The sequence below is a fragment of the Glaciecola petra genome, from assembly GCF_031846345.1.
Lineage (GTDB): Bacteria > Pseudomonadota > Gammaproteobacteria > Enterobacterales > Alteromonadaceae > Glaciecola > Glaciecola petra.
Genome location: NZ_JAVRHX010000001.1, coordinates 696,553 through 718,244, shown reverse-complemented (window position 1 = coordinate 718,244; position 21,692 = coordinate 696,553). Strand labels below are relative to the sequence as shown.

General features: G+C 40.3%; 17 protein-coding genes and 3 tRNA genes. 2 read left to right on the top strand and 18 right to left on the bottom strand.

The window, feature by feature from the left end; translation table 11 throughout:
• Positions 1-15 precede the first annotated feature (15 nt).
• From RM552_RS03180 to RM552_RS03140, 9 genes are all read right to left on the bottom strand, one after another.
• Positions 16-1,146: a sodium ion-translocating decarboxylase subunit beta gene (locus RM552_RS03180; RefSeq protein WP_311367340.1), complete on the bottom strand. Its 1,131-nt coding sequence runs from the start codon at positions 1,144-1,146 to the stop codon at positions 16-18.
• 4 nt (positions 1,147-1,150) lie between these two features.
• On the bottom strand, positions 1,151-2,956 hold the full coding sequence (gene oadA, locus RM552_RS03175; RefSeq protein ID WP_311367339.1) for a sodium-extruding oxaloacetate decarboxylase subunit alpha: 1,806 nt from the start codon (positions 2,954-2,956) through the stop codon (positions 1,151-1,153).
• 18 nt (positions 2,957-2,974) lie between these two features.
• Positions 2,975-3,235: an OadG family protein gene (locus RM552_RS03170; RefSeq protein WP_311367338.1), complete on the bottom strand. Its 261-nt coding sequence runs from the start codon at positions 3,233-3,235 to the stop codon at positions 2,975-2,977.
• A 264-nt stretch (positions 3,236-3,499) separates the two neighbouring features.
• Positions 3,500-3,576: transfer RNA gene (locus tag RM552_RS03165), tRNA-Arg, on the bottom strand.
• Positions 3,577-3,599: 23 nt separating this feature from the next.
• A tRNA-Arg gene (locus tag RM552_RS03160) sits at positions 3,600-3,676 on the bottom strand.
• A gap of 23 nt (positions 3,677-3,699) precedes the next feature.
• A tRNA-Ser gene (locus tag RM552_RS03155) sits at positions 3,700-3,792 on the bottom strand.
• A gap of 161 nt (positions 3,793-3,953) precedes the next feature.
• Positions 3,954-4,145 (bottom strand): carbon storage regulator CsrA, encoded by a 192-nt coding sequence (gene csrA, locus RM552_RS03150; protein WP_311367337.1) that lies wholly within the window; start codon positions 4,143-4,145, stop codon positions 3,954-3,956.
• Positions 4,146-4,347: 202 nt separating this feature from the next.
• Complete coding sequence (gene alaS, locus RM552_RS03145) at positions 4,348-6,972, bottom strand: alanine--tRNA ligase (RefSeq protein WP_311367336.1); 2,625 nt, start codon at positions 6,970-6,972, stop codon at positions 4,348-4,350.
• Positions 6,973-7,122: 150 nt separating this feature from the next.
• Positions 7,123-7,566, bottom strand: a complete 444-nt coding sequence (locus tag RM552_RS03140; protein WP_311367335.1) for a regulatory protein RecX — start codon at positions 7,564-7,566, stop codon at positions 7,123-7,125.
• A gap of 96 nt (positions 7,567-7,662) precedes the next feature.
• Here RM552_RS03140 and RM552_RS03135 point away from each other — a divergent pair, with 96 nt between their 5' ends.
• Positions 7,663-8,820, top strand: coding sequence for a GNAT family N-acetyltransferase (locus RM552_RS03135; RefSeq protein WP_311367334.1), 1,158 nt, complete (start codon positions 7,663-7,665; stop codon positions 8,818-8,820).
• A gap of 243 nt (positions 8,821-9,063) precedes the next feature.
• Complete coding sequence (locus RM552_RS03130) at positions 9,064-11,160, top strand: M13 family metallopeptidase (protein ID WP_311367333.1); 2,097 nt, start codon at positions 9,064-9,066, stop codon at positions 11,158-11,160.
• A 107-nt stretch (positions 11,161-11,267) separates the two neighbouring features.
• Here RM552_RS03130 and RM552_RS03125 read toward each other — a convergent pair whose 3' ends face one another.
• From RM552_RS03125 to RM552_RS03085, 9 genes are all read right to left on the bottom strand, one after another.
• Positions 11,268-11,858 (bottom strand): DUF938 domain-containing protein, encoded by a 591-nt coding sequence (locus RM552_RS03125; RefSeq protein ID WP_311367332.1) that lies wholly within the window; start codon positions 11,856-11,858, stop codon positions 11,268-11,270.
• Positions 11,859-11,913: 55 nt separating this feature from the next.
• On the bottom strand, positions 11,914-14,544 hold the full coding sequence (metH, locus tag RM552_RS03120; RefSeq protein ID WP_311367331.1) for a methionine synthase: 2,631 nt from the start codon (positions 14,542-14,544) through the stop codon (positions 11,914-11,916).
• Positions 14,545-14,579: 35 nt separating this feature from the next.
• Complete coding sequence (locus RM552_RS03115) at positions 14,580-15,635, bottom strand: homocysteine S-methyltransferase family protein (protein WP_311367330.1); 1,056 nt, start codon at positions 15,633-15,635, stop codon at positions 14,580-14,582.
• 21 nt (positions 15,636-15,656) lie between these two features.
• The gene (locus RM552_RS03110) at positions 15,657-16,577 is read right to left on the bottom strand and encodes a homoserine O-succinyltransferase (RefSeq protein WP_311367329.1); all 921 of its coding nucleotides are present in this window, start codon (positions 16,575-16,577) and stop codon (positions 15,657-15,659) included.
• Positions 16,578-16,704: 127 nt separating this feature from the next.
• Complete coding sequence (locus tag RM552_RS03105) at positions 16,705-17,163, bottom strand: DUF2802 domain-containing protein (protein WP_311367328.1); 459 nt, start codon at positions 17,161-17,163, stop codon at positions 16,705-16,707.
• A 154-nt stretch (positions 17,164-17,317) separates the two neighbouring features.
• Positions 17,318-17,806 carry a chemotaxis protein CheW gene (locus RM552_RS03100; protein ID WP_311367327.1) on the bottom strand — a complete coding sequence of 163 codons (489 nt, stop codon included), beginning with the start codon at positions 17,804-17,806 and terminating at the stop codon, positions 17,318-17,320.
• Positions 17,807-17,916: 110 nt separating this feature from the next.
• Positions 17,917-18,594 (bottom strand): hypothetical protein, encoded by a 678-nt coding sequence (locus tag RM552_RS03095; RefSeq protein ID WP_311367326.1) that lies wholly within the window; start codon positions 18,592-18,594, stop codon positions 17,917-17,919.
• Entirely contained in the window at positions 18,587-19,363 is a 777-nt protein-coding gene (locus RM552_RS03090; RefSeq protein WP_311367325.1) for a ParA family protein, read from the bottom strand. The genes RM552_RS03095 and RM552_RS03090 overlap by 8 nt, the downstream gene beginning before the upstream one ends.
• Positions 19,364-19,451: 88 nt before the next feature.
• On the bottom strand, positions 19,452-21,680 hold the full coding sequence (locus RM552_RS03085; protein WP_311367324.1) for a chemotaxis protein CheA: 2,229 nt from the start codon (positions 21,678-21,680) through the stop codon (positions 19,452-19,454).
• Positions 21,681-21,692: the final 12 nt, after the last annotated feature.

Genomic DNA, 21,692 nt, shown 5'->3' with positions numbered 1-21,692 from the left:
ACCCACTAGCGTTTATTAGCCTACTAATGCCAAAAGTATACCCGCAGCAACGGCACTACCTAATACGCCGGCAACATTTGGCCCCATAGCATGCATAAGTAAGAAGTTATGCGGATTGGCTTCAAGACCCACCTTGTTTACCACACGTGCAGCCATTGGTACGGCAGACACACCAGCAGCACCTACTAGAGGATTGATTGTTTCGCTGCTTACACGGTTCATTACCTTAGCCATAATAACCCCGGCCGCAGTCCCAATTGAAAATGCAACCGCGCCTAACGCCAAAATTCCGAGGGTTTCGACCGTCAAAAAAGCATCAGAAGATAGTTTTGAGCCTACCGCTAACCCTAAAAATATGGTGACGGTATTTATCAACGAATTTTGAGCGGTATAACTTAAACGTTCAACCACACCGCTTTCTTTCAACAAATTACCAAAACAAAACATCCCTACTAGCGGCGTTGCTGAAGGCAAAAATATGAGGGTCAATATTAATACAGCTAAAGGAAAGAGAATTTTTTCTCGTTGTGACACAACCCGCAACTGCTTCATTTCGAGTTTACGTTCTTCAGGCGTGGTTAGGGCCTTCATAATGGGCGGTTGAATGATAGGTACCAATGCCATGTAGGAATATGCTGCCACGGCGATGGCACCAAGTAATTCTGGTGCAAGTTTAGACGCCAAGAAAATAGCCGTTGGGCCATCTGCACCGCCAATAATCGCTATTGCAGACGCATCTTGCAGTGTAAACTCAAATCCGGGTAAGCCATTAAGCAAAATGGCACCAAACAATGTGGTAAATATGCCAAATTGAGCGGCAGCGCCAAGCAATAACATGCGAGGGTTGGCAATAAGCGCGCCAAAATCAGTCATTGCCCCTACACCCATAAATATTAATAATGGGAATATTCCAGTATCGACACCCACATAATAAATGTAGTGCAATAAACCACCAGCTTCGCTAAATCCGGCAAGTGGAATGTTAGTCAACAACGCGCCGAAACCAATCGGTAATAGCAACAAAGGTTCAAACTTTTTAACAATTGCTAAATAAAGTAAACCTAAGCCCACTGCCATCATAACTAATTGACCAGCTTCAAAGTGAGGTATAGAAGTGCTTTCCCACAATATTAGTAACTTTTCCATGTTATTAGCCCACCAACATCAAGGTCTGGCCTAACTGCACTGAATCGCCTTCGCTAACGCCAATTTGGGTCACAGTGCCACTGACTGTACTACGCACTTCAGTTTCCATTTTCATGGCTTCTAAAATAACAATCACATCACCTTCGTTTATTGCTTGCCCATCTTGCACAATAACTTTAAATATATTTCCGGACAAAGGCGCTTTAATTTCTGTACTGTTAACACTAGGTGCTGGGGTTTGTGCGGCTGCATGGGCATTCTGATTGGTCGGTGTCGCCAAATTTACTGGAACTATCTGCTGAATATCGCCGGCCTCGGTTACTGCCACCTGATAGCTTTCACCCTTTACACTTACATTGTAAACAACAGCATCGCCGGCTATAGGCGTAAGTTCTTCAGCAACAACCTCGCTCGATTTTGCACTACTAGGCGCTGGCTCAAAAGCGCTAGGATTGTCTCTGTTTTCAATGAATTTAAGACCAATTTGAGGGAATAAAGCATAAGTTAAAACATCGTCTACTTTATCTTCTGCTAGACGCAAAGATTTTTCTTGAGCCAAGCCTTCTAGCGCTTTTTCTAAATCGGGTAGCTCTGCATCGATTAAATCTGCTGGGCGACATTCAATCATTTTATCACCGGCTAAAACACGCGCTTGTAGTTCTTTATTTACAGCACCAGCAGTCGCTCCATATTCACCTTTTAATACGCCTGCCGTTTCTTTCGAAATGGACTTATAACGTTCGCCAGTAAGCACATTGATAACCGCTTGCGTACCTACAATTTGAGATGTTGGTGTTACTAAAGGAATAAAACCTAAATCTTCGCGAACACGCGGTATTTCTTTCAGAACCTCGTCAAATTTATCCTCTGCACCCTGCTCTTTTAACTGGCTTTCCATATTGGTAAGCATGCCACCTGGAACTTGCGCAGTTAAAATTCTTGCATCAACGCCTTTTAAGCTGCCTTCAAATTGCGCATACTTTTGTCGAATATCTCTAAAGTAGCTGGCTGCTTCTGCCATTAGCGGCTTATCTAGTTTAGTGTCTCGTGCGGTCCCTTCAACAATTGCGGCGATAGTTTCAGTCGCTGAGTGCCCGTATGTCATACTCATTGGGCTTATTGCGGTATCTAGCATGTCGATACCCGCGTCAATCGCTTTTTGATAAGTAGCTGTACTTAAACCAGTGGTCGCATGACACTGCATTGCAATGGGTATTTTTAAAAATGATTTGAGCTCCGTTATGAGTTCTTCACAATCATAGGGCTTTAACAAACCCGCCATATCTTTAATACAAATAGAATCGACGCCCATATCTTCGAGCTTTTTTGCCATATCAAGCCAAAAAGAGAGTGTATGTACGGGGCTTATTGTGTATGCCAGTGTGCCTTGTGCATGCGCACCAACACTTTTTGCAGCTTTAACCGCGGTAGTTAAGTTACGCACATCATTCATGGCATCAAAAATTCGGAACACGTCAACGCCATTAACATGTGCTCGCTCTACAAATTTAGTGACAACATCATCGGCATAGTGCCGATAACCTAACAGGTTTTGTCCCCGTAATAACATTTGCTGCTTAGTATTAGGCATGGCTTTTTTGATGGCTCTAATGCGTTCCCAAGGGTCCTCCCCTAAATACCTAATACATGCATCAAATGTTGCACCACCCCAGGACTCCATTGACCAATAACCAGCTTTATCTAACTTCTCAGCTATAGGCAGCATATCTTCTATTCTAAGGCGTGTAGCTAGCAAAGACTGATGTGCATCACGGAAAGCTAATTCAGTGATTTTCAACTGTGTCGACATTATGTTTTTCCCTATATCTTAATTCTTGTGGCTTCTGTGCGCGTGTATGGCCCCTGTTATGGCCGCAGCAATAATCGGATCGACTGTCGTAGGTGTTTGGTTGGTATTATTATTTTTATATGTCGTTTTATGTGCATTAGTAGCTAATGATTCATCAGGAAATTTAGATGCAAACCACGCTATAGAATGAATACCACCTATTAACATGGTCAGAAATGCAAAAACCACACACATTCCTACTGCTAATAATACACCGGCTTCTAATAGTTGCTCTGTCATTTTTATCCTATTGAATTAATCATCTTCTGTACTGCTAGTGTTAAGTATCATGCCATATGTCAAAACACAACGAAAATACCTGCTTAACAAAAACATGATCAACGCCACTATGCAAAAATTTTATCGTAAACGCTCTTTTTATGCAATAAATCTGAATAAATAAGCGCACAAGATTGAGCGTTTATAAATTGTTTATAAATGCCTAAATACTAGGGTAAATAAACGGGCATAAAAAAACCACCCAAGTAAGGTGGTTTAATTAAGTGGCGCGTGCGGAAGGATTCGAACCTCCGACCGCCTGGTTCGTAGCCAGGTACTCTATCCAGCTGAGCTACGCACGCGCAAAAACGGTTTTGATAAAAGTTGGCGCGTGCGGAAGGATTCGAACCTCCGACCGCCTGGTTCGTAGCCAGGTACTCTATCCAGCTGAGCTACGCACGCGCAATCTTTTAAAAAGTCACAAATGGCGGAGAGAGAGGGATTCGAACCCTCGATAGGGCTACAAACCCTATACTCCCTTAGCAGGGGAGCGCCTTCAGCCACTCGGCCACCTCTCCTAAATTGTGGAGCGCAAGTTTACTCAATCAAGGCTGTAAGTCAATGGTTTTTTGGTCACATTTTAGCAATCGCTAATTTTTTAAACAAAAACCCATAAAAATGAAAAAAGCTCGCATATACGAGCTTTCATTATTCAGCTATTATTTCGCAGAAAAAGTATTTAGCTATCAGCTAAATTACCATTACCCTTTTCAGCTTGGATCCTCATATAGATTTCTTCGCGATGAACGGACACATCTTTTGGCGCATTAACACCAATTCGCACTTGGTTTCCTTTAACCCCAAGAACAGTGACCGTTACGTTGTCTCCTACCATTAAGGTTTCACCTACGCGACGAGTAAGAATTAGCATTTATTGCTCCTATTGTGTGAACCATTAGTTGCTATATTTTATGAACAAATGCTATGCAAATATAGACAACTGCTTTGTCTTAGAATATTCAGTATAAGACAGTCAACCGCACTTCGCTACAGTATATACAAATAAACTTATGCTTAACAACAACCTAGTAAAACTTTTTGTATAAAAAAATGAATCCAAGCATGCAAAATGCTTAGATCTCATTTTGTATCCAAGTAGAAACTGACGCTAAAGCATTGTCCAATGACGCTACATCACTTCCTCCCGCTTGCGCCATATCGGGACGACCGCCACCTTTACCTCCAACTTGACTAGCTAAATAGCTAACCAATTTGCCAGCTTGAACTTTTTTTGTCATATCTTTGGTTACACCAACAATCAAACTCACTTTGTCGGCTTTACCCAAGCCTAGTACAATTACACCTGATTTTATTTGAACTTTGAGGTCGTCTACCATATTGCGCAATGATTTTGGATCTGCATCCTCGAGTCGTTTAACAAGCACGCTAAGGCCATTAATGTCTTGTACTTCGTTAATTAAATCTTTCGATTTTTGTCCGCTTAGTTGCTGTTGCAAAGCAACAAGGCTTTTTTCACTTTGTTTGAGCTGTTGTACAAGCTGTTCTGTTTTCTTAAGCACACTAGCCTTATCAGCTTTTACTAAACTCGCAATGCCGAACAATGTTTCAGACTCCTGACGAACAAAGTCTATTGCAGACTGACCGGTAATCGCTTCTAATCGGCGCACACCTGAAGAAATACCACCTTCAGAGACAATTTTAAACAAGCCAATATCGCCCGTTCTTTCGACATGAGTACCACCACATAACTCTACGGAAAACGACTCAGCGGCAAATTCGTCTTGCACCCCTCCCATACTAACAACTCGCACTTCATCCTCATATTTTTCACCAAATAATGCCATTGCGCCAGCATCTTTGGCCTGCTCTAATGGCATTAATTTTGTTTGCAGCGCAAGGTTATGTCGAATTTGTTGATTCACCACGTTTTCAATTTCTGTTAACTGAACGTCACTGATGCTTTCAAAGTGTGAAAAATCAAATCGTAATTTTTCAGCGTCGACCAACGACCCTTTTTGAGTAACATGTTCGCCCAATAAATTACGCAATGCAGCATGCAAAAGGTGAGTTGCGCTATGATTTAATTTTATGGCTTGACGTCTTGCACGGTCTACCGTCAATTCTATATTTTGCCCTACTTTTATGCTTTGTTCGTTTAATTTTACACTATGCACTACTGCTCCTGACACTTTTTGCGTATCGGCAACAAGAGCGGTCGCACCATCATATTCAATGAACCCGGTATCGCCTACCTGACCACCCGATTCTGCGTAAAACGGGGTTTTGTCCACCACGACTAAAACATGGGTGTTTGATGCTTCAGTCACCGATTTTTGATCAACTAACAAATCAAGCACTTTTGCAGAACCGGTCAATGCATCATAGCCAGTAAACTCGCTCTCATGATCTAATTGCAACAAGTTATTATAATCAGCGCCAAATTTACTTGAAGATTGCGCCAACTCTTTTTGCGCTTGCATGGCTTTATCAAAACCAGCTTCATCAATAGTAAATCCTTGTTCTCTTGCAACATCATTGGTCAAGTCAGCCGGAAATCCATAAGTGTCGTACAACTTAAATACTACTTCACCCGGTACTTGCTTTCCTTCAAGTTTTGACAAGGCGTCGTTTAAAATCAACATGCCTCGTTCTAATGTCGCGGAAAATTGTTCTTCTTCGGCTTTTAATACTTTTTCTATCATGGCTTGTTGCTGCGCAAGCTCTGGATATGCTTCTCCCATTTCGTCTACCAAACTGCTGACTAATTTGTAGAAGAATATATCCTTTGCTCCTAATTTATAGCCATGCCTGACTGCACGACGAATTATTCGCCTGAGCACATATCCTCGTCCTTCATTCGAGGGCATCACACCATCACATACTAGAAAGGAACATGAACGAATGTGATCGGCAATCACACGTAAAGATTTGTTATCGAGGTCTTGAGTCCCCACAATAGCAGCAGAAGATTTTATTAACGCTTGGAACAAGTCAATTTCATAATTGCTGTGCACATTTTGCAAGATAGCAGATATTCGCTCTAGCCCCATACCAGTATCTATCGACGGTTTAGGCAAATTTTGCATATCACCATTTGCTTGGCGATTGTATTGCATGAAAACCAAGTTCCATATTTCAATAAAGCGATCACCATCTTCTTCAGGTGAACCTGGAGGCCCTCCCCATATATGCTCACCATGGTCATAAAAGATTTCCGAACATGGGCCACAAGGACCGGTATCACCCATTGACCAAAAGTTATCTGAAGTGGCTATGCGAATAATTCGTTCAGCCGGCAGGCCTATTTCTTTTTCCCATATTTGATAGGCTTCTTCGTCTTCATGGTAAACTGTTACCAACAATTTATCCTTTGGTAAAGCTAACTCTTTAGTCAGGAAAGTCCATGCAAATTGAATTGCTTCTTGCTTAAAATAATCGCCAAAACTGAAATTCCCAAGCATTTCGAAAAAAGTATGATGTCGCGCTGTATAGCCAACATTGTCTAAATCATTATGTTTACCGCCAGCTCTTACACAGCGTTGAGATGAAACAGCTCGGGTGTAGGCTCTTTTTTCAGTTCCCAAAAACACGTCTTTAAACTGATTCATACCTGCATTGGTGAACAATAAGGTGGGATCGTCGTGAGGAACTAACGAAGAAGTCGCAACTTCTTGATGTTGATTATTTGCAAAAAAGTCGAGAAAAGCGCGTCTAATATCAGCGGTAGAACGAGTCATCTAATTTCCTATTCAGCCTAAGCTTGGGTATGTCATGGCATCTTCAAAAAATGCATTAAATAAAAGCAATTAAGGTTTTATATTAACAAAGCCCGCAAAGATAGCAGAAAAGCATATAAAAATTAAGTCTATTGATGCCAAAAACAATGGCTAAGTAAAGGCTTCTTTAATTTGTTCTAAGTCAAAACCACGTGATTGCAAAAAGCGCATTTGCTTTTGTTTTACCTTGAAGTCTATAACTTGTATATCACCATATTTTTTTAAGCGAACTTCGCTAGCTTTTGCAAACCAATCAAACTCTTCGGAAAACATATAGCTTTGATACAAAGATTCATCTATCTGTTGTTGCTTTAGTTTTTGTTCTATATATCGAGGCCCCTTGCCGTTCATGTAGCCTATTCGAACAACACTTTGTGCGTAACGTCTATCTGATTGAAGTTTCTTTTGTATAAATAAGTCCAATTGCTTGTCAACATTTTTGGCGTCAAAACCACGTTGAGCAAGCTTTTGTTTTAATTCAAACGCGCTATATTCCCTGCGCGCTAAAAATCGCGTTATCACATTATTTATTTCTTTAATTTGCTCTTGATCCATATTCCCTGCTTGTGCTTAATATCAATTAACGCATAATGATAGTGCTCATACCTTGGGCCCTCTTCTTTTATCTTTTTTGCAATTAGGCAATAGCACATGAATTGGCAATGGAAAACCGTCGATAGCATAGCAACAATTAGTGCAGATTCAATATCTGGTTTAATATCCCTGCCAACACTAGGCTGCCAAACTCCTTTTTTAAGCTATTCTTTTTTACTCGCGTTAGAAACAAACGAATGTGTAGGTGCTAACAGTGGTTGGCAAGCTAAACATATTGTTATACACGATGATGACCAAATTATTGCGTTTATTCCAGGATATTTGAAGCAACACTCCTATGGTGAATATGTTTTCGACCATAGCTGGGCTCATGCATACCAACAACATGGTTTAGGCTATTACCCAAAATGGATAAATGCCATCCCGTTTACACCTGTGCCAGGCGCTCGTGTATTAGTGAGAGCTGATGTTTGTGAGCAAGATTTATTATCATTTTGGCAAGTAAATAAAGCACAGATAATGAAAAAGCTAGATATTTCTTCTATGCATTTTTTGTTTACTCAACAAGCTTATTCTGACTCATTACATGAGCAAAATTTTTATCAACGACGTTCTGTACAATTTTATTGGTTTAACAAACAATACAAAGATTTTAGCGAGTTCCTTGGTTTAATGACCGCTCGAAGGCGCAAAACAATTAATAAAGAGCGCAAAAGTCTAGTCGATGCAGGCATAAGCATGCGCCGAATTGAGGGTCCTTCCATAAAAACTGACCATCTCGACGTGTTTTATCAGTGTTATCAAAAAACTTACATGAAACGCAGCGGTCATGGCGGTTATCTAAATAAATCCTTTTTTGAATCGCTAATTGAAAGCATGCCACAAAATATACTCTTGGTGCTTGCTTACAAATCCTCAACGGCCGTTGCATGTGCGTTGTTTTTTAACGATAAAGAGGGGCTATATGGCAGATACTGGGGTGCACTCACTGAGATATCAGGTTTGCACTTTGAAACCTGTTATTATCAAGGTATTGAATTTTGTATAGAAAACAATATCCCACTGTTTAATCCAGGCACGCAAGGTGAACATAAAATTCTCAGAGGCTTTGAACCTCAGTTATGTTTTTCTAATCATTCTATGGCTCATCCAGAGTTCGATAACGCTGTCGCAGATTTTGTCAAAAGAGAGCAAGCTCAAATTAATCAATATCAAATTGATGCTGGAAATTTATTACCCTTTAAAAAAGCATAATTTAGGTAGATTAGAGGATTCATTCATACAATCGAAAGTTCCTAAGATCATTAGATCTTTAAATCTGTTACAAAAACAATCTAAATTGTTACAAGGTTTGTATAAACCTTGATTTGTAAGCTTGCTACTTTTAAGGTATCGCAATCAAACAGTCGTGCGTCTTGATATTCATCCTGATAAACGCTGAAGCAATTCGTAATACAACATAACATTTACTACAAATATAAAGACAGAAGGACCATCATGAAAAAGTCATTACTCGCAATAGCAATAGTCAGTGCGTTAGCACTTAGTGCATGCTCAAAACCTACGAATACCGACTCTGCAACAATCAGTCAACAAGAAGATATGGCAAAAGCTACCATGACTGCAGAAAACGCTGCGCCTGAGCTTGGCAGTTTTGGTATAGATTTAGAATCTCGCGATTTGAGCATTAAACCAGGCGACGACTTTTTCATGTATGCCAGTGGTACCTGGTATAAAAATTACGAAATGCCAGCAGATAAAACTAGTTTTGGCGCTTTTGCTGCCCTTGCAGAAAAAAGTGAAGAGCGAGTAAAGGCGATAATTGACGATGTATCTACCAAGAGCGAGCTTAACTTTGAAGAAAGCTTAATTGCGAATTATTACAACTCCTACATGAATATTGATACTTTAAACGAAAAAGGCATTAGCCCGATACAGCCTACTTTAGACGAGATATCAGCAATTACTGATGTTGATGGCTTAACTAAAATGTTTGGAAATACTTGGTTGGTTAATACCAATTCGCCAATTGGCGGTGGATTGGGTATTAATAGAGTCGACCCAAATTCGTACCAGATGTCAATTGGAGTTGGTGGCTTAGGCTTGCCAGACCGTTCATACTACTTAGAAGACAACGAGCGATTTGGTAAAATCTTGGCAGAATATGAAAGCAATATTGCCACAATGCTTGCATTTGCAGGGCTAGAAAATACTGAAGAACGCGCCGCAAAAATTATAGCACTAGAAACAGCAATGGCCGAAGTTATGTGGCCTCGCGAAAAACGTCGTAATCGTGACCTAACCCTCAACCAAATAGAGCGAGCAGAATTAAACGAAACCTATCCTGGGTTTAATTGGGATCTATATATTGAACAACTGGGTTATGAAGCGAAGAGTTTGAATATTTCTAACCCTCAACCAGTAAACGACATGATTACACTGATTAACAATGAATCATTAGACGTCTGGAAGGATTATTTACGTTACCACTTGATTTCAGGCAATGCAGGTCTTTTGTCGGAGGAAATATATGCCGCTAACTTTGATTTTTATGGTACGACCTTAAGTGGCCAACAGACTCCTCGTGACAGATGGAAGCGAGCTATTGGAGCAATGTCTGGTACAAGTTCTTTAGGTTTCGCTCTTGGTAAAGTATACGTAGACCGTCACTTCCCTGAAAGCTCAAAAGAAAAAATGGTAGAGCTAGTAGAAAACTTACGTACAGCTCTAGATGAACGGATTACTAATTTAGACTGGATGGGAGAAGAAACTAAAGTAAATGCGAAAGAGAAACTTCAGGCCTTTGTACCTAAAATTGGCTACCCAGATGTATGGGAATCATTTGAAGGTTTAAGCTTATCTGCCGACGATTTAGTCGGGAATATAAAAAATATACGTCAGTTTTTCCGTGCAAAAAGTATTGCTGATGAAAACGTTAAAACAAACAGAGATGATTGGTTTATGCCGCCTCAACGTGTGAACGCCTACTATAATCCGTCTTACAATGAAATCGTATTTCCTGCAGCGATTCTAGAGGCACCATTCTTTGACCCTAATGCCGATCCAGCGGTTAACTATGGCGCAATAGGCGCGGTAATTGGCCACGAAATGGGTCATGGATTTGATGACCAAGGCTCTAAATCAGATGCGAAAGGTGTTCAGCGTAATTGGTGGACAGATGAAGACCGTGCTGCCTTTGAAGAAAGAACGCAAATTCTAGTTGACCAATATTCAAAATACGAACCAATTGAGGGTAATTTTGTAAATGGTAAAAATAGTTTAGGTGAAAATATTGGTGATGTAGGTGGCTTAGCCATGGCTTACCATGCTTATAAGTTAAGTCTTAATGGTGAAGAAGCACCAATTTTAGATGGCTTAACCGGCGACCAACGTTTCTTTTTAGCTTGGGCACAAGTTTGGCGTATTAAACGTACTGAAGAAAGCATGCTAAATAGACTTCGTGGCGGCACACATGCACCGGGTAAATTTAGAACGCTCGCCCCTAGAAACCACGATGCATGGTACGAAGCATTTGATGTTCAGCCGGGTGACGCACTTTATTTGCCACCTGAAGAACGTGCTCGTATTTGGTAATCTCCCCGCTCAAGAAGCGGTCTCTCAGTGTGTGAATTTGTGACTATAGTCATTCACTGAGAGGCTTGTGCAGCAACAAACAAGTAGTTGCTGCTGATTTGATTGCATTACTTTCGATGCCAAATAAGCATAAGGTTATTAGCTGGCATTTCGACTACCTCACTTAGGCTTAAGTTTGGTGCCCAAGATTGTAATTCGGCAATATCCCTATAACCACCTCGGCCGGTCTCGACGAGCTTTTCGTGAAAGTCGGCATTACTTTGACTACTGAATTGACCGTCGACCTTAAAAGGTCCGTACTGGCTAAAAACGCCATGCTTAGGTAGACGCATTTGTATCATTTCCATCAAGCTTTTGACTTCATTTGCTTGCATGATATGTGCAGTGTTAGCGCTAAAAAAGGCATCAAATGCTTGTTCAGGCCATGTACTTTCAGGCACTTTTAATTCTATTGGCGCTAGAATATTTTTACTAGGGTATTCCTGTATCCATTGACGGATGCCCGGATGATACTCAAGTTGATCCGCGCATTGCCAAATAAGGTGAGGTAGACTGGCAGCAAAATGTACAGCGTGTTGGCCTGTTCCACTGCCAATTTCAAGGACATGTGTACTTTTTCTAAAAGTATTTTTTAATACTTCAAGAATATGTGATTTATTATTCTCACATGCTTGGCTGAATGGCTTTTCTATGTTCATTTTTTTTGGTTCATTTTTTTGCTCTTTTTTAGTGGCTAGACAGCAGGGTATATCGTTAGTCTTGTAAATTAGGCAATAACCATTTTTCTGCTGTTTGTTGAGACCACGTTTTACGTTTTGCATAGTCTTGTAATTGATCATCTTGTATTTTAGCTACCGCAAAATAACGACTTTCAGGATGCGAAAAATACCAACCTGAAACAGATGCTCCAGGCCACATTGCATACGATTCAGTAAGTTTCATACCTATGCTTTGCTCAACATCCAAAAGATCCCAAATCACCTGCTTTTCAGTGTGTTCGGGACAAGCGGCATAGCCTGGGGCAGGTCTAATGCCTTGATATTTTTCTGCAATTAAGGCCTTATTATCTAAAGATTCATCCTTTGCGTATCCCCATAATTCTTTGCGCACCATTAAATGTAAATACTCTGCAAATGCCTCAGCTAATCTGTCTGCTATGGCTTTTACCATAATAGCGTTATAGTCATCACCCTCTTTTTCATATGCTTTAGCTAAGTCGTCTTCACCGATACCTGCTGTAACCGCAAATGCGCCAATATAATCCACCGCATCTGATGTGCTACTGCTCGGTTTAATAAAATCGCTTAAGCAATAATTAAAACCTCTTGGCTTTTCGGTTTGTTGGCGTAAATGTTCCGCCTTAGCAATAACTTGACGGCCACTTTGATCAAAAATATTCACGCTTTCGTCGTGACTATTTGCCGGGAAGATCCCAACGCGCCCTATTGCTTTCAAAGTTTTGTTATTAGTCAATTTGTCTAATAGCATTGTGGCATCAGCAAACAGTTTTTTAGCTTCTTCCCCTACTACTTCATCATTTAAAATACGTGGGTATTTACCAGCTAAAGACCACGTTAAAAAGAACGGAGTCCAATCAATGTATGCAGACAAAGTCGCAATGTCGGCTTTGATTGTTTTTACACCGACAAACTGTGGCACTGGCACTTGGTATGTTGCCCAATCACAGCTAAATTTGTTGGCACGCGCATCTTCAAAACTGATAGCCTTAGACCGAGGTCGTTTTTTGGCATGTTGTGCACGCACTTTTACGTATTCATCACTGATTTGTTGTGAATATGCAGTTTTACTATGTGCCGATATAAGTTTTTGACAAACACCTACCGCTCGGCTTGCATTAGGCACATAAACCACAGGATGATCGTAATTTTGTTCAATTTTCACCGCTGTGTGTGCTTTAGAGGTTGTCGCACCGCCTATTAATAAAGGTAAATTCATCTTCAATCGTTGCATCTCTTGAGCAACGTGCACCATCTCATCAAGTGAGGGTGTAATTAAACCGGATAAACCAATCATGTCAGCTTTTTCGTCTATTGCCGTTTGCAAAATTTTAGCAGCCGGCACCATCACGCCTAAATCGATGACTTCAAAATTATTACATTGTAAAACAACCCCCACGATATTCTTACCAATATCATGTACATCGCCTTTTACCGTCGCCATCACTATTTTGCCATTGGAACGTGATACACCCGACTTTTCTTCTTCGATAAATGGCTGTAAGTAGGCTACTGCTTTTTTCATTACACGAGCCGATTTCACCACTTGTGGCAAAAACATTTTACCTTCACCAAATAAATCCCCGACAATATTCATACCGTCCATTAGTGGACCTTCAATCACTTCGAGTGGTTTATCTGCCTCTAATCTAGCTGCCTCGGTATCTTCAATAATGTATTCGGTGATGCCTTTGATTAAGGCATGCTCTAGGCGTTTATTGACTGCTTGTTCTCGCCACTTTAGGTCTTCAACAGCGGCGACTTTGCCATCACCTTGATAGTTTGGCGCTAACGCCAAAAGATTGTCAGTCGCTTGACTATGACGATTTAAAATAACGTCTTCAACTGCATCTTTCAGTTCTTTTGGTATTTCGTCATATACTTCTAATTGACCTGCATTAACAATGCCCATATCCATACCTGCCCGAATGGCATGATATAAAAATACAGAATGCATGGCTTCTCTAACCGGGTTGTTTCCTCTAAACGAAAAGGAGATATTGGACAACCCGCCAGATACATGACAATAAGGTAATGTCTTTCTTATTTGTCGGGTGGCTTCAATAAAATCAACCGCATAATTGTCGTGCTCTTCGATACCCGTGGCGACTGCAAAAATATTTGGATCGAAAATAATATCTTCCGGTGGAAAACCAATATCCTTCACTAAAATATCGTAGCTCCGCGTACAAATTTCTATTTTTCGTTCACAAGTATCGGCCTGCCCTGTTTCGTCAAAAGCCATTACCACTGTTGCCGCGCCATAGCGTTTAATCTTTTTTGCTTGCGCAATAAAAGGTTCGGGGCCTTCTTTGAGGCTAATAGAGTTGACAATAGCTTTACCTTGTACACACTTTAAGCCTGCTTCGATAACCGACCATTTGGATGAATCAATCATAATGGGAACGCGTGATATGTCAGGTTCAGACGCAATCAGATTGAGAAACTTGACCATGGCTGCTTGTGAGTCGAGCATCGCTTCATCCATATTAATATCGATGACTTGTGCTCCATTTTCGACTTGTTGACGCGCTACATCGAGCGCTTTCTCGTAGTCTTCAGAGAGTATTAGTCTTTTAAACATCGCTGAGCCGGTTACGTTTGTGCGTTCGCCGATGTTAATAAATGTCGAGAAACTATTGCTCACAAATTTTCCTATTCAATGTAATTCACCCAATACCTTTAGGCATGAGTAAAAGGCTCTAAGCCTGATAATCTCATTTTTGTTTCTACGTCTATTGATTGTCGAGGCGCATAATTGGCTACTGCATCTGAGATAGCCTTAATGTGTTGAGGTGTGCTGCCACAACAGCCACCCACAATATTCAATAGACCACTTTGCGCCCACTCTTCGATGTGAGCGGCCATATCACTTGCATTTAAATCGTATTCGCCAAACTCGTTTGGCAAACCTGCATTTGGATGTGCAGATACTAAAGATTCGCTAATTCGCGATAACTCAACTACATATTGGCGCAATAAGTCCGGACCTAAAGCACAGTTAAGCCCAAAGGAAATAGGCTCAATATGACGTAAGGAATTATAAAAAGCTTCTGTTGTTTGACCGGATAAGGTTCTTCCAGATGCGTCAGTTATTGTGCCCGACACCATTACTGGTAAACGGATATTCAGTTCTTCAAACACCTCGTCTACGGCAAATGCCGCTGCCTTTGCATTTAAGGTATCAAAAATGGTTTCTAACATTATTAGGTCGACCTGCCCTTCGATGAGCGCTTTTGTAGCCTCTTTGTAATTAGCCACAAGTTCGTCAAACGTAACGTTGCGTTTTGAAGGGTCATTCACATCAGGCGAAATAGATGCCGTTCTACTTGTTGGCCCCAATACACCCGCAACAAAGCGAGGTTTATCGGGTTGCAGAGCAGAATATTTATCTGCTGCTTGGCGCGCAAGTTTAGCAGCTGCATGATTAATTTTTACAACCTCATCTTGCATATCATAGTCAGCCATTGAAATACTATTTGCATTAAATGTGTTTGTCTCAAGAATATCCGCCCCTGCGGCAAGATATTTTTCATGAATATCAAGAATTAATTCTGGCTGAGTAATTGCCAATAAGTCGTTGTTCCCTTTGACATCACAATGCCAAGTTGCGTATTCGCTGCCCCGATAGTCTGCCTCTGCTAGTTTATGCTCTTGTATCATTGTACCCATTCCACCGTCGAGTACTAAGATGCGACTTTCTGCGAGTTTGTGAATAAGTCTTGCTGTTTGGGTCATAAATAAGTCTCAATAAAGCTGTTAATTTGACAGACTTTGTAAATCGTAAGGGGTTGTTTGGTATACAAAATAATTTAACCAGTTAGTTAATAACAAATTACCGTGTGACTTCCATTGAACAATACATGGTGCATTAGGATCATCTTTTTGATAATAATTGACAGGAACCCGTGGTGAAATGCCGGCGTCGAGATCACGCTTATATTCTTGGTCTAAGGTGCAGGCATCATACTCTGGATGACCGGTAACAAACACCATACGTTTGTCCGTTGTGGCAGCTATGTATACGCCTGCTTGTTCCGACTCCGCTTGAACCTCGATATCGTCAATTTGGTGATAACTAGACGATGGTATCTCGGCGATGCGGGAATGTGGGGCATAAAATTCAGGATCAAACCCTCGCATCAATTCGTTTTTTGCATCCAATACTTTGTGTTTAAAAACGCCCGATAACTTATTATTCCTAAGTTCGCGTTGGATACCATAAAAGTGATACATAGCCGCGTGGGCTGCCCAACAAAGATAAAAACTCGATTGTACGTTTCCTCTCGCCCAATCCAATATTTCCACCATTTGTGGCCAATATTTTACCTCTTCATACTCTAAATTACCTAAAGGTGCGCCAGTAATAATAAGGCCATCATATTTTTTGTATTTTATATCGCTAAAATATTGATAAAAAGTATGCATATGAGAGGCTGGAGTATTTTTAGGGGCCACTTGATCAATTCGAATTAGATCCACGTTTATTTGCAAGGGTGTATTCGACAATAATCTCAAAATTTGCAATTCTGTCTCAATTTTATTAGGCATTAAGTTCAAAATACCTAATTGTAAAGGTCTAATATTTTGTGTGTTCGCTCTGGCATCATCCATTGCAAAAATATTTTCATCTAACAATTTTTCGAGCGCAGGCAATTCAGCTGGGATCTTTATGGGCATATTTGTACGGTGAATTTGTATTCAAGCTTAATAAAACATGGATGCTATTTTGGCAATAAATAAGCAAATGTCAAACAATTTACGTCTAGACGTCTAAAATAAAATAGGATATATTTTTTAAACTGAATTATTTACGTTGTAGGCCTTTTAAAACCTCCACTTCTGCCCTTGGCAATTGGCATGCATCCATAATGTCTTCTACTGATAGGCCTTGCGCCGCTAACTCGGTCGCTTTTTTATACATTCTTATTTGTGGATCTTCTTTTTCTAATTGCTCGAGTCTATTATCAGCTTGATCGAGTCTCTTTATTAAGCCGAGTATTTTTGTCTCATTGATTTGTAGAGCCTTATCTTTTTTCAATACATCATCAGTGAGCTGCTCAGGCTTATCAGCATCAGATTTATTGATGTTCTTTTGTATCTCTTGGGTATGTTTATACAAATCATTAAGCAACTTAATAGACTGTGTTAAGCGTTGATTTTCCGACCGTACTTTGCTCCAAATAAACAAGCTAAAAAAAGCCAGCACTACAACTAATGCCAGCGTAATAATATGAAGGGTTTCAGGACTAAGAGGTAGTGCCATTTGCTTTGCACGCTTATATAAAATTGGTGTATTACTAGTTATAGCAAAACAGCCGGTAATGACCAGCTGTTTTTAAAGGAAACATAAGTATTTTTAATTTTCAGTCAGTTAAGACCTATGAATAGTGTTGCTTCTGAGCGTATTCATCAGCACACTAGATTGCCATCATATCATCCCACTCTTCTTCACTCAGTAACTTGTTCAAGTCAACCAATATTAACAGCTCATCACCCCTATTACTCACACCTTGAATAAATTTGGTACTCTCTTCAGTACCTACATTAGGTGTACTATCAATTTCAGATGATTTTAGATAAACAACTTCGGCTACACTGTCGACCAATATGCCAACAACATGCTCGTCTGCCTCAATAATCACAATACGAGAATTGTCGGTAATATCTGTAGGGGGAAGCCCAAATCTTGAACGTGTATCGATCACCGTCACAACGTTGCCACGTAAATTAATGATACCCATGACATAATCTGGTGCCCCAGGCACCGGAGCAATCTCTGTATATCGCAGTACTTCTTGTACTTGCATTACATTAATGCCGTAGGTCTCTTCATCTAAACGATACGTTACCCATTGCAAAACCTCGTCATTTGGATCTGAAACTGTTGCTGTTTTTTCGTCAGACATGTGTATGCTCCGCTCCACTTTTCAACTTGTGTACATATCAAAACCATCTTAGGTTTGATATCACTATGTTCATTCATTTTGTGCATAATAACGCTATTTGTGCACGCCAATTATTTAAGTAATTTTTCTACCAATTTCGCACTATCTAGTAGCACTTCCATTGTTTCTGTCACAACTCCTACTAACCATGTTTTGTGATGCACATTGTCGTGCCACTTCAGGGCAGTTTTATGTAACATCTTGGTTGACCCGAGTTCATTACATTCGAGCACAAATTGTGATTTTCCTAACTGTAAATAATACTTATCCAATGCAAGCTCATTTACTTTTTGTATCGGTTTTCCACCAAACCAAAAAGTTTCATTAAGGCATTGGAACTTTTCTTCACCGTCAATTAAAACGCCCTTAAAAATCGATGAACTATCAAGGTTCCTTTTAGCCATTTTTAGAGCGCTTTTCGGCCTAATAATTCGACCTAATTCTAATAATGGAACAGACACTTTAAATCCAGCAATAATACAACTTAAACTCTGAAACTCCGTTGGTAAAGTATCACAAAGTTTCAGATTGGGATCTCGTAAACTCCCGCTTCTTATACTGTCGGCAATCGCTGAGTTTTCTTTACCCTCTTGTTGCATACAATCGAGCTTACAAGCATTTTCAAACAGGTCAGATAATGAATCATTTGCTCGTAGTATGAGTTGGTCATTTGTACCAGAAGGCAAAGTTGAATCTGCAAAAAAATTCAATAACGCATTCTCTGCATGCTTATAGTTTTGATCATTCATGTTTTAGTAAATCATTCGTTAACTTTTCATAAGCAAAGGCGCCTCTTGATTCGGGCGCAACTTCGACAATTGACGCGCCAATAGCGCTGGCATCTCTAAATTTTGTATCAATAGGGATATAGCCTTTCCATAGGCTTTCTTTAAAGGTTTCTCTTATTAACGAATAGGTCCGAATAGCTGCATTGTAGCGCCTATCAAACAATGTCGGCACAATGAGAATACGTGCATCTTGTTTCAGATTTGTGCGTAATTTTTCTAGAGTACTCATCATGCGTTGTAAACCTTGAAAAGCGAGATATTCAGTTTGTGTCGGTAAAATCAATTTATCTGAACTGGTAATTGCGTTTATCATCAAGACCCCTAACACGGGTGGGCAATCTATCAGCACATAATCATAATCACTAGATATACAATCAAGGGCATTTTTAATTATGAGCCCCTTACCCGTCTGCTGTGATAGCGCATTATCTATAGTCGAAAGTGCCATATGCGAGGGTAATAGTGTTACATTTTGGATGCTAGTTTGCACCGTCACTTTATTTACAATTGCTTTTAATTTGACTGTATTTTGTGGCGAGGTGAAGACATCGAACAAGGTATGTTGCAAAGTATCGCTGTCTATTCCTAAATAGTAACTCAGCGAACTTTGTGGATCTAAGTCAATCAGTAATACTCGCTTGCCTAATGCGCTCAAACAAGCAGCAATGCTAATAGTAGAGGTAGTTTTACCTACTCCTCCTTTTTGATTTACCAGGCTCCAAACCTTCATTATAATAAAGATCTCATGATTGATTACCAAAACTCATTGTTGCAAACTAGGCACAAAAATTATTGGCTCAGAACGGCATTATTTTAGTCTAGGAATATCTTTTGAGCAGGCCCGGCACATCTAGAATTAATGCAATTCCACCATCAGACGTAATTGTTGCACCCGCCATACCTGCGGTTCCTTGCAACAATGCATCTAAAGGTTTGATCACCACTTCTTCTTGACCAATTAAAGAGTCAACCGCAAAACCAATTTGAGTAGGCCCAATTTGCATAACGACAACATGGCCCTTATCACGCTCTTGACTCGGTTTATGCGGGTTAAGCCAGTCGTTTAAATAAAATAGTGGAATCGCTTTTGAACGCACAATCATGGTCAATTGCCCATCTACCGTATTTGTTTTGCTCAAATCCATATTAATAATTTCGTTTACTGCGCCTAGAGGCAAAGCAAAGGTTTGTTCACCGACAACAATCATTAATGTAGGCAAAATGGCTAAAGTCAAAGGCACTTTTATTTCTAATGTCGTTCCTTCACCCATTTTAGAATCTATTCGCACACTACCATTTAATTGGGTGATTTTAGTCTTAACTACATCCATGCCCACGCCACGACCAGATATATCACTTATTTCTGTTTTAGTGGAAAATCCTGGCGCAAATATAAGATTAAATGCGTCATTGTCTGACATGCGTGCGGCAGCATCTGCATCTAATACGCCACGAGAAATAGCAATTTCTTTTAATTTCTCCGCGTCCATTCCTTTACCGTCATCGGTAATAGTCAATAAAATATGGTCACCCTCTTGGGAGGCTGCTAATTTGACTGTACCCATTCGAGGTTTACCCTGAGCTTGACGCTCATCCGGCATCTCTATACCGTGGTCAACAGAATTTCGCACCAAATGCACTAAAGGATCGGCTAAAGCCTCTACTAAATTCTTATCTAAATCAGTTTCTTCGCCTTCAAGCACAAGAGTAATTTCTTTTTTCAGTGTTCTTGCCATATCCCTTACAACTCTGGGGAATCTTCCGAACACTTTTTTGATAGGTTGCATGCGGGTTTTCATCACCGCACCCTGCAAGTCTCCAGTGACAACATCTAAATTTGCAATCGCTTTCGTCATGCTTTCGTCAGCAACATTTATTCCAAGACTGATTAGGCGATTTCTGACTAATACTAATTCGCCCACCATATTCATAATTTGGTCAAGTCTTTTAGTATCTACCCGAACGGTCGTTTCAGCTTGTGGAGGAGCTGATTTAGTCTCTGCTTTCTTACGAGAAACCTCTTTTTTAGGCGCTGCGTTGGTAGTATGAGTTGTTTCTTTACTCGCTGCTACAGGTTTTTGTTCTGGCTTTTTAGGTATCTCACTCTGACCCTCGTTTTTTGGAGGGGTCGCAGGTGTTTCTTTTGCGACCTTATCAGTTGGTACGTTCGAATCTGCAATCGTCGGCGCTTTTCCTTTACCATGCAAATCATCTAATAACGCTTCAAACTCATCATCACTTATTTCGTCGTCGTTATTAGTTATACTTGGACTTACACTTTCCGGCGTCTCTGATTGGCTTGTAGAAGTCTCTGCTTTAAAACTGCCTTTACCATGAATATCATCAAGTAGAGCTTCAAATTCATCGTCGGTAATATCGCTATCTTCCGCACTATTTTTCGCTTCTGGTGTTTCATTTTTAGCCGGTGAACTTGGCTTTGATGTCGGTCCACCCTCACCATGCAGTTCATCTAATAGCGCTTCAAATTCATCTTCAGTAATTTCTTCGATAGAGTCTTCTGTTTGAGCGGCTTCTTGAGCACTGCTCTGAGGCTCTGCTGCAGATTCATTACTTTTCTCTTCAACTGTTTCATCTTCAACAGCTGATTTTGATTGCTCAGCTGTTTCGGCTTCGCCAAAGATCGTTTCACCTTCAACTTCTGGTGAACTGAGCTTATGTAATATCTTGATTAAATGTTCCGGAGCGGCTTCAAGAGGCTGTCTTGATTTTACATTTTCAAACATATCTACTACTACATCTGTGGCTTGTAGTATGACGTCCATTAATTCAGGTGTTAATGATCTCTGACCATTACGCATTACATCGAAAACGTTTTCGGCACCATGGCATATGTCAACTAGTTCTGTCAGTGACAAAAATCCAGCACCACCTTTTACAGTATGGTAGCCACGAAATATGGCATTCAATAAATCGGCATCTTCTGGATTGTTCTCGAGATCAACGAGTTGTTCTTGGAGTAACTCTAGAATTTCACCGGCTTCAACCATAAAATCCTGAAGAATATCCTCATCAACTTCAAACGACATCTAAGCGCTCCC

Excerpts from the sequence above, each read along its gene's own strand:
- RM552_RS03180 (WP_311367340.1), bottom strand. The coding sequence starts at position 1,146 with ATGGAAAAGTTACTAATATTGTGGGAAAGCACTTCTATACCTCACTTT.
- oadA (WP_311367339.1), bottom strand. The coding sequence starts at position 2,956 with ATGTCGACACAGTTGAAAATCACTGAATTAGCTTTCCGTGATGCACAT.
- RM552_RS03170 (WP_311367338.1), bottom strand. The coding sequence starts at position 3,235 with ATGACAGAGCAACTATTAGAAGCCGGTGTATTATTAGCAGTAGGAATG.
- csrA (WP_311367337.1), bottom strand. The coding sequence starts at position 4,145 with ATGCTAATTCTTACTCGTCGCGTAGGTGAAACCTTAATGGTAGGAGAC.
- alaS (WP_311367336.1), bottom strand. The coding sequence starts at position 6,972 with ATGACTCGTTCTACCGCTGATATTAGACGCGCTTTTCTCGACTTTTTT.
- RM552_RS03140 (WP_311367335.1), bottom strand. The coding sequence starts at position 7,566 with ATGGATCAAGAGCAAATTAAAGAAATAAATAATGTGATAACGCGATTT.
- RM552_RS03135 (WP_311367334.1), top strand. The coding sequence starts at position 7,663 with ATGAATTGGCAATGGAAAACCGTCGATAGCATAGCAACAATTAGTGCA.
- RM552_RS03130 (WP_311367333.1), top strand. The coding sequence starts at position 9,064 with ATGAAAAAGTCATTACTCGCAATAGCAATAGTCAGTGCGTTAGCACTT.
- RM552_RS03125 (WP_311367332.1), bottom strand. The coding sequence starts at position 11,858 with ATGAACATAGAAAAGCCATTCAGCCAAGCATGTGAGAATAATAAATCA.
- RM552_RS03115 (WP_311367330.1), bottom strand. The coding sequence starts at position 15,635 with ATGACCCAAACAGCAAGACTTATTCACAAACTCGCAGAAAGTCGCATC.
- RM552_RS03110 (WP_311367329.1), bottom strand. The coding sequence starts at position 16,577 with ATGCCCATAAAGATCCCAGCTGAATTGCCTGCGCTCGAAAAATTGTTA.
- RM552_RS03105 (WP_311367328.1), bottom strand. The coding sequence starts at position 17,163 with ATGGCACTACCTCTTAGTCCTGAAACCCTTCATATTATTACGCTGGCA.
- RM552_RS03100 (WP_311367327.1), bottom strand. The coding sequence starts at position 17,806 with ATGTCTGACGAAAAAACAGCAACAGTTTCAGATCCAAATGACGAGGTT.
- RM552_RS03095 (WP_311367326.1), bottom strand. The coding sequence starts at position 18,594 with ATGAATGATCAAAACTATAAGCATGCAGAGAATGCGTTATTGAATTTT.
- RM552_RS03090 (WP_311367325.1), bottom strand. The coding sequence starts at position 19,363 with ATGAAGGTTTGGAGCCTGGTAAATCAAAAAGGAGGAGTAGGTAAAACT.
- RM552_RS03085 (WP_311367324.1), bottom strand. The coding sequence starts at position 21,680 with ATGTCGTTTGAAGTTGATGAGGATATTCTTCAGGATTTTATGGTTGAA.